We start from the raw sequence: 7,690 nt of genomic DNA, 5'->3' as shown, positions 1-7,690 counted from the left end.
CATCCCCCACCAAAACGGCAGAAGAAACGGGGTTCAAATAAATTGGCATTGAACATAGTGCACGCTGTTGAGTTCTCAAGGAACGGACGCACCCGGTTCACGGACCCGCACGCGGGCCGATCATCCGAAGCGATGTTCGTCAATCATCCGGTGATCCCGAGGGACCGGTACGGACGCTTCGAACCCGGGATCCTGCGTGAGGATCGGGGGTTCGGGATCGTGCCGCTTGAGGAGGTGAAGCTGCTCGCTTCACTCGCTCCTGTGGGGCAACGAATGAATACTTTACGGAGATCCAGCGGGTGCCGCAACTCGGGCTCGCATCCCGGGCGTGTCGCGCCTCAGGCCGCCCAGGACGGCGGATCCGAGCCCCACGCGTGCGGGGCCGACGGCCACTCCAGGGCGCCTCGCGGGGAGGCGACGGCGGGGGCCGCGATGCGCTGCTCCCCCGCCGAGCCGGACAGTGTCACGGCGTGCGACTCGCGCGTCGCGTCATCGAGCCCGACCGCTCCCGCTCGGACGCGTCGCGGCAGGCCCAGCAGTTCCGCCGCCGTGCGGCGGAGCGACATGCGTGCGAGCCAGCTGCCGCCGTCCACCGAGCGCCGGCGCATCAGCGTGATCATCGCCGCGGCGAGGAGGTACCCCGTCGCGTGGTCGAGCGCCTGCGCGGGCAGCGCGCCGGGCGCGTCCGGCGTGCCCTCGATGAGCGCGATGCCCGAGGACGCCTGCACGAGGCTGTCGAATCCGCCCCGCTCCCCCGTCGTTCCGCCGAAGCCCCAGGCGGCGAGCTGTCCGACGACCAGGCCCGGATGCCGGGCGGCGAGGGTCGCCGGGTCGAGGCCGAGCCGCTCGAGCGACGCGGGTCGGTAGCCGAGGACGATCGCATCGGCGCCGGCGAGCAACTCGTCGAACCGCGCGGCATCGCCGGCGCTCCGGAGGTCGAGCAGCGCCGACCGCTTCCCGGGGCCGCTGTCGAGATGCTGCCACCCGAGCTCGGCCGGTGCGGGCGGATCGATCCGCAGCACGTCCGCGCCGAGCAGTGCGAGCGTGCGCGTGGCGACGGGGCCCGCGATCACGCGCGTGAGGTCCAGCACGCGGGCGCCCGCGAGCGGCCGGTCCGCGTCGACCGTGCCCGTACCGGATCCCTCGGACTCGCCGAGCCGGGCGACGTCGATGAGCGGATGCCGCCTGAGCTCGTCGTCCGCGCGCGGATCCTCGCCTGCGACGGCGACGCACATGCCGCCCTCGCGGGTCACCGCGTCTGCGAGCTCGGCGGCGGACCACCGGGCGACGGCGGCGCCGATCGCCGAGTCGTCCGCATCGTCGTCGACCACGAGGACGCGTCGCAGCGCGCGGGCATGATGCGGGTAGTTGCCGTGCGTGCGCACCCAGCCGTCGCGTGCCCGGCGGAATCCGGAGAGCGGCGACCACACGTGGGGCGCCTCGCCGTCGAACCGGGCGACGCGCTCGCTCTGGAAGGCCGTCGCGATGCGGGCGCCGTCGAGGCGGATGGATCCGGGGGCGGCATCCGTCGACCAGGCGGCGACGCTCGCGGCGGCGACGGATGCCGCGGCCAGCGCGGACACGTCGAGGCGCGCGGGCAGCGGCACCTCGGGCAGCGGCGCGAGCATCGCGAGCGCGGCGGGATCGAGATCGAGCTCCGCGCGGACTCGTGCGAGGAGCCGATCAGCCGCCTCGCGTGTCACCGGCCACTACCGGACGAACACGCCCGCGAGCGTCTTCTTGCCGCGACGGAGGACGGCCATGCCGCCGGCGTCGACCCGGCCGCCGATCAGCGTCGTGTCGTCCTCGACGCGCACGTTGTCGATCGAGACGCCCCCCTGGGCGATCGCGCGGCGACCCTCGCTGAGGCTCGAGACGAGGCCGGTGTCGACGAGCAGCTGCACGACCGTGGCGTCCGCGCCGGTCTCGGTGTGAGGGAGCTCGCGGAGCGCGGCCTCGAGCGTGCCCCGGTCGAGGCCGGCGAGGTCGCCCTGTCCGAACAGCGCCTGCGAGGCCGCGATGACGGAGGCCGTGGCATCCGCCCCGTGCACGAGGGTCGTCACCTCGTGGGCGAGCACCCGCTGCGCCTCGCGGCGGAAGGGCTCGGTCTCGACCTTCTCGGCCAGCTCCTCGATGCGCTCGCGACGGAGGAACGTGAAGACCTTGAGCCGGTCGATCACGTCGGAGTCGTCGGTGTTGAGCCAGAACTGGTAGAAGCGGTACGGACTGCACATGTCGGCGTCGAGCCAGATGGCGTTGCCCTCGCTCTTGCCGAACTTCGTGCCGTCGGAGTTCGTGATGAGCGGCGTGCCGATCGCGTGGACGTGCACCCCCTCGACGCGGTGGATGAGGTCGGTGCCGCTCGTGAGGTTGCCCCACTGGTCGCTGCCGCCCGTCTGCAGGACGCAGTCGTACTGACGGTAGAGCTCGAGGTAGTCGAACCCCTGGAGGATCTGGTAGCTGAACTCGGTGTAGCTGATGCCGGCGTCGGAACTGAGGCGCGAGGCGACCGCGTCCTTCTTCAGCATCGTCCCGACGCGGTAGTGCTTGCCGATGTCGCGGAGGAAGTCGATCGCGGAGAGGCCGGCGGTCCAGTCGAGGTTGTTCACCATGCGGACGGCGTTCTCGCCCTCGGCGGAGAGGAATCGTCGGACCTGGGCGTCGAGGCGCTCGACCCACTCGGCGACCGTCTCCTTCGTGTTCAGGGTGCGCTCGGCGGTGGGGCGAGGGTCGCCGATGAGGCCGGTGGAACCCCCGACGAGGCCGAGCGGCTTGTGGCCGGCGAGCTGGATGCGGCGCAGCGTGAGGATCTGCACGAGGTTGCCGAGGTGCAGGCTCGGCGCGGTCGGGTCGAACCCGCAGTAGTAGGTGATCGGCTCGCCTGCGAGGAGTCGTTTGAGCGCCGACTCGTCGGTCGACACGTGGACGAGCCCGCGCCAGCGGAGCTCCTCCCAGACGTCGTCGAACGAGGGGTCGTTCTGCTGCGTGGCGAGGATCGCGGGGTCGGACACGAGTGCAAGGGTAGCAGCGGCGGGCATTCGCCCCAGTCAAGCCCGTAGCCTTGATCATGCTAGTTGAAGTTTCTATACTTAACTCAGTCCGGTCAAGTCTCCACCCTTGTGACAGAGGAGCAGCCATGTACGTCGTGACCGCCGACCAGATCGGCAGCCGCACCGACGTCGATCGCTCGGCGGCCATGCAGCAGGAGCTCCAGGAACGCTTCGGCGATCGACTCGACCTGCCCGTCGACCAGACCTCCGGCGACGAGCTGCAGGCGCTCACCGGCGAGGCGGAGGCCGCGACCGACCTCGTGCTGCACCTCGCGCGCGACGGGCACTGGAGCATCGGCCTCGGCATCGGCGACGTGCGCGAGCCCCTCCCCGACGCCGTCCGCAAGGCGACCGGCGGCGCGTTCTTCGCGGCGCGCGAGGCGGTCGACGCGGCCAAGCGCGCCGAGGCGCGCTTCGCGCTCCGGACGGACGGCGACGACACGGGGCTGCTCCCGGCGAACGAGGTCGAGGCGATCGTCCGGCTGCTCCTGCTCATCCGCGACCGCCGGACCCCGCAGGGCTGGGAGGCGGTCGACCTCGTGCGTTCGGGTCGCTCCCAGAAGCACGCGGCCGAACTGCTCGGGATCTCGGATGCCGCGGTCAGCCAACGGCTCCGGACCGCCATGTGGTCCGCCGACGACGATGCGCGCCCGGCGGTCGTCCGGCTGATCGCCTCGCTCGGCGACCGCGGGGCGGAGTCGGACGGGTCACGGGCCGGGGAGCCCCGCGCCCGACCGTGATGCACGGACGTCGAGCGCCCCGTCCGAGTCGGGCCTCGCGCCCGAGACCGCGGACGCGGAAACGGACGCGCGGAACGCTCCTCGGGCGGTGACCGAGGCCGTCGATATGCTCGACCCCGAGCCCCGGGACCCGAACACCCGGACCCGAACCCGGCCCGGATCCGGGAGAGCGGAGGACCCGTGAACGTCGTCGGTGCGATGTCGGCCGTCGGATGGGCGGTGATCGTCGTCGCGCTCGGCGCGTCGGCGGTGCTCTCCGTCCTGGCGTACCTCCGCCCCAGGCCCATCCACCTCTGGCCGGCCGCGGGCGCCCTCGCACTCGCGATCGTCGCGGCCTCGACCGTGCCCGACGACGTGCCCATGGTCGCCGCGCCGCTCGTGGGCCTGCTCGGGATGGTCGTCGCGGTCTTCGGCGGAAGCCCGGCCGCAGCGACCGCACTGCAGCTCGCGATGGGCTCGAGCACGCCGCCCGGCGCGCACGGCGGCATCCTCGTCGCCCTCCGCTCGGACGAGCCGGCCACGCCCGGCATCGCGCCGGCCCGTCACGAGGTCCTCCGCGGCGGGCTCACGATCGGAGTGCTCGAACGGCTTGCCTCGGCCGGCACGATCATCGCGGGATTCCCCGAGGGGCTCGCGATCGTCGTGGCGGTCAAGGGCGTCGGGCGGTTCACCGAGCTCGAGGCGCCCGAGGCGCGGGAGCGCTTCATCATCGGCACGTTCGCCAGCCTCATCTGGGCGTGCGCCGCGGCCCTCGCCGTGCACCTCGCGATCCGCTGATCGGCGCGGAGGCGCAGTCTGGCGCCGCCCGACGACCTCCGGTCAGTGCGACTTCGGATGCCTCCGGTAGACCGAGACGCCCGGATCCCCCGGCACCCAGAACCGCCACGGGTACGACGCCGCCCCGCCCGCGCCGCTGATGCCCGTGCGCGGACCGGTCGCGTGCGCGAGCGGGACGACCCGGACCTCGAGCGAGAACGGCGGCGCCAGCAGGTCGGAGCCGTTCGCCGCGAGCGGCACGCCGAGCGCCTGCGCGAGGCGCGCCGGGCCGCGCGCGAGATCCCGGTCGGTGGAGCGCGGCCGCCGCGACCGCGCGAGGTCGAGCCCGTCGACGATGGTCCCCCCGCGCAGGAGGATGCCCGCCGACGTGCCCGGCGCACCGGCCACGACGTTGAGGCACACGTGCATGCCGTAGGTGAAGTACGCGTAGAGGTGCCCGCCGTCGCCGAACATCACCGCGTTGCGGGGAGTCCGTCCGCGGAACGCGTGCGAGCCCGGGTCGACGCCGACGCCGCGGTACGCCTCGACCTCCGAGAGTCGGACGGCGACGCGCCCGGCCTCGGAGTCGTACGCGAGCACCGCGCCGAGGAGCAGCGGCGCGAGCTCGACGGGGTCGCGTCGGAACCAGGCGCGGTCGGGTCGCACGAGCTTCGCGTACGACGCCGGTCGCGGCATCCGCTCGCCCGCGCTCATCGTGCTCGTCGTCGGGTCGCGGCTCAGTCGTCGCCGCCGGGGAGGACCGACAGGAGGTGTCGCACCCGGTCGGCGAGCGACGCGAACTGGCCGTCGACGCGCGACGGCGCAGTGCCGCCGATGCCGTCACGGCTCGCGACCGAGCCCTCGATGGTGAGCACCGCGCGCACCTCGGGGACGAGGTGCGGCGAGATCGACGCGAGCGCCTCGTCGTCGACCTCGTGGAGTTCCAGCCCGTGCGTCTCCGCGTACCGCACGAGCGAACCCGTGATCTCGTGCGCATCGCGGAACGGCACCCGGCGCTTCACGAGCCACTCGGCGACGTCGGTCGCGAGCGAGAAGCCGGCTGGCGCGAGCTCCGCCATGCGGTCGGTGTGGAAGGTCAGCGTCGCGATCATCCCGGTGAAGGCGGGCAGGAGCACCTCGAGCGTCTCGACCGAGTCGAAGACGGGCTCCTTGTCCTCCTGGAGGTCGCGGTTGTACGCGAGGGGCAGCGCCTTGAGCGTCGCCAGCAGCCCCGTGAGGTTGCCGACGAGCCGACCCGACTTGCCGCGCGCGAGCTCCGCGATGTCGGGGTTCTTCTTCTGCGGCATGATCGACGACCCCGTCGAGTAGGCGTCGTCGAGCGTGACGAAGCCGAACTCCCGCGTGTTCCACAGGATGATCTCCTCGGAGATGCGCGAGAGGTCGATGCCGATCATCGCCGCGACGAACGCGAACTCCGCGACCACGTCGCGGCTCGCGGTGGCGTCGATCGAGTTCTCGGCCGGGCCGGCGAGCCCGAGGTCGCGGGCGACGGATGCCGCGTCGAGCCCGAGCGTCGAGCCGGCGAGCGCGCCGCCGCCGTAGGGCGAGACGTCGGCCCGCTTCATCCAGTCGACGAGCCGCTCGAGGTCGCGCGAGAGCGCCCAGCCGTGCGCGAGCAGGTGGTGCGCCAGGAGCACGGGCTGCGCGTGCTGCAGGTGCGTGCGCCCGGGCATGATCGCGGTGCGGTGCGCGTCGGCCTGCGCGGAGAGGGCGTCGATGAGATGGACGAGCATGCGCCCGATCGTGATCGCGTGGTCCTTCAGGTAGAGGCGGACGAGCGTGGCGATCTGGTCGTTGCGGCTGCGTCCGGCGCGGAGCTTGCCGCCGAGCTCGGACCCGACCTCGGCGATGAGGGCGGCCTCGAGCGCGCCGTGGACGTCCTCGTCGGAGTCGGCCGCGGCGAGCCCGCCGTCGACCACCCGCTGCTCGAGGGCGTCGAGGCCCGCGATCATCCGCTCGAGTTCGTCGGCCTCGAGGTAGCCCGCCGCGGCGAGCGCGCGGGCGTGCGCGCGCGACCCGGCGAGGTCGTAGGGGGCGAGCTGCCAGTCGAAGTGCGTCGACTTCGACAGGCGCTGCAGCTCGGGCGACGGTCCGCCCGCGAACCGCGCGCCCCAGAGGGAGCCCTCGTTGGTGCCGTGCTGCTCCGACATGCTCACGCGTCCTTCCTGGCGAGGAGCCAGACGAGCAGCGCCTTCTGCGCGTGCAGCCGGTTCTCCGCCTCGTCCCAGATGATCGACTGCGGGCCGTCGATGACGTCGGCGCTCACCTCGTAGCCGCGGTCCGCGGGCAGGCAGTGCATGAAGACGGCGTCGGGCTTCGCGAGCGACATCAGCTCCGCGTCGACGGTGTAGGCGCCGAACGTGGCGACCCGATGCGCCTTCTCGTCCTCCTTGCCCATCGACACCCAGGTGTCGGTCACGATCACGTCGGCACCGGCCGCCGCCTCGGCGGCGTCGGTGTGGAGGGCGACCGATCCGCCCGTGACGGCGGCGATGCGGTCGGCGTCGGCGACGACGGATGCCGCGGGCGCGAACTCCTCGGGCGACGCGATGCGCACGTGCATGCCGGCCGTCGCGCCCGCGAGCACGTACGACTGGGCCATGTTCGACGCGCCGTCGCCGAGGAAGGCGACCGTGAGCCCGGCGAGCTCGCCCTTGTGCTCGCGGATGGTGAGGAGGTCGGCGAGCAGCTGGCACGGGTGGAATTCGTCGGACAGCGCGTTCACGACGGGGACCGTGGTGCCCTGGGCCATCTCGTCGAGGCCGGACTGGGCGTACGTGCGCCAGACGATGGCGGACACCATCCGCTCGAGCACGCGCGCGGTGTCGGACGGCGTCTCCTTGCCGCCGAGCTGGCTGTTCGCGGTCGAGATGATCAGCGGCGATCCGCCGAGGTCGGCGATGCCGACGGCGAACGAGACGCGCGTGCGCGTCGAGGACTTGTCGAAGATGACGGCGACGGTCTGCGGGCCGGCGAGCGGCGTCTCCGCCCAGCGGTCGGCCTTGAGGCGGACCGCGAGGTCGAGGATCTCGGACTGCTCGGCGGGCGTGATGTCATCGTCGCGGAGGAAGTGGCGGGTCATGGATGCTCCGTTCTGCACGTGGCGAGCGGGTGGTCTGCGGG

At 72.6% G+C, this 7,690-nt stretch carries 7 protein-coding genes; 2 read left to right on the top strand and 5 right to left on the bottom strand.

The features are described 5' to 3' along the window. Positions 1 to 338: 338 nt before the first annotated feature. Both ACFVHK_RS05795 and tyrS read right to left on the bottom strand, forming a co-directional pair. Entirely contained in the window at positions 339 to 1,703 is a 1,365-nt protein-coding gene (locus tag ACFVHK_RS05795) for a CoA transferase (protein WP_376927992.1), read from the bottom strand. Between the two features lie 6 nt (positions 1,704 to 1,709). Beyond that, the gene (gene tyrS, locus ACFVHK_RS05790) at positions 1,710 to 3,011 is read right to left on the bottom strand and encodes a tyrosine--tRNA ligase (RefSeq protein WP_242492381.1); all 1,302 of its coding nucleotides are present in this window, start codon (positions 3,009 to 3,011) and stop codon (positions 1,710 to 1,712) included. A gap of 125 nt (positions 3,012 to 3,136) precedes the next feature. Between tyrS and ACFVHK_RS05785 the strand changes: the two genes are divergently transcribed. Both ACFVHK_RS05785 and ACFVHK_RS05780 read left to right on the top strand, forming a co-directional pair. Beyond that, positions 3,137 to 3,790: a DNA-binding protein gene (locus ACFVHK_RS05785; RefSeq protein ID WP_376927991.1), complete on the top strand. Its 654-nt coding sequence runs from the start codon at positions 3,137 to 3,139 to the stop codon at positions 3,788 to 3,790. A 180-nt stretch (positions 3,791 to 3,970) separates the two neighbouring features. After that, positions 3,971 to 4,567: a hypothetical protein gene (locus tag ACFVHK_RS05780; RefSeq protein ID WP_376927990.1), complete on the top strand. Its 597-nt coding sequence runs from the start codon at positions 3,971 to 3,973 to the stop codon at positions 4,565 to 4,567. A gap of 42 nt (positions 4,568 to 4,609) precedes the next feature. Here the strand turns inward: ACFVHK_RS05780 and ACFVHK_RS05775 are convergent, their stop codons facing one another. Genes ACFVHK_RS05775 through argF form a run of 3 tightly spaced genes read right to left on the bottom strand, consistent with a single transcriptional unit; the run spans position 4,610 to position 7,649 of the window. Beyond that, the gene (locus tag ACFVHK_RS05775) at positions 4,610 to 5,260 is read right to left on the bottom strand and encodes a DNA-3-methyladenine glycosylase (protein ID WP_376927989.1); all 651 of its coding nucleotides are present in this window, start codon (positions 5,258 to 5,260) and stop codon (positions 4,610 to 4,612) included. A gap of 23 nt (positions 5,261 to 5,283) precedes the next feature. Then, positions 5,284 to 6,717: an argininosuccinate lyase gene (gene argH, locus ACFVHK_RS05770; protein WP_376928003.1), complete on the bottom strand. Its 1,434-nt coding sequence runs from the start codon at positions 6,715 to 6,717 to the stop codon at positions 5,284 to 5,286. 2 nt (positions 6,718 to 6,719) lie between these two features. Beyond that, a complete protein-coding gene (argF, locus tag ACFVHK_RS05765) occupies positions 6,720 to 7,649 on the bottom strand; it encodes an ornithine carbamoyltransferase (RefSeq protein WP_376927988.1) in 930 nt (309 codons plus the stop codon). Positions 7,650 to 7,690: the final 41 nt, after the last annotated feature.

This window comes from Agromyces binzhouensis (assembly GCF_042672355.1).
GTDB lineage: Bacteria > Actinomycetota > Actinomycetes > Actinomycetales > Microbacteriaceae > Agromyces > Agromyces binzhouensis.
Note: the sequence above shows the minus strand (reverse complement) of the source record. Positions and strands in the feature narration are given on the sequence as shown.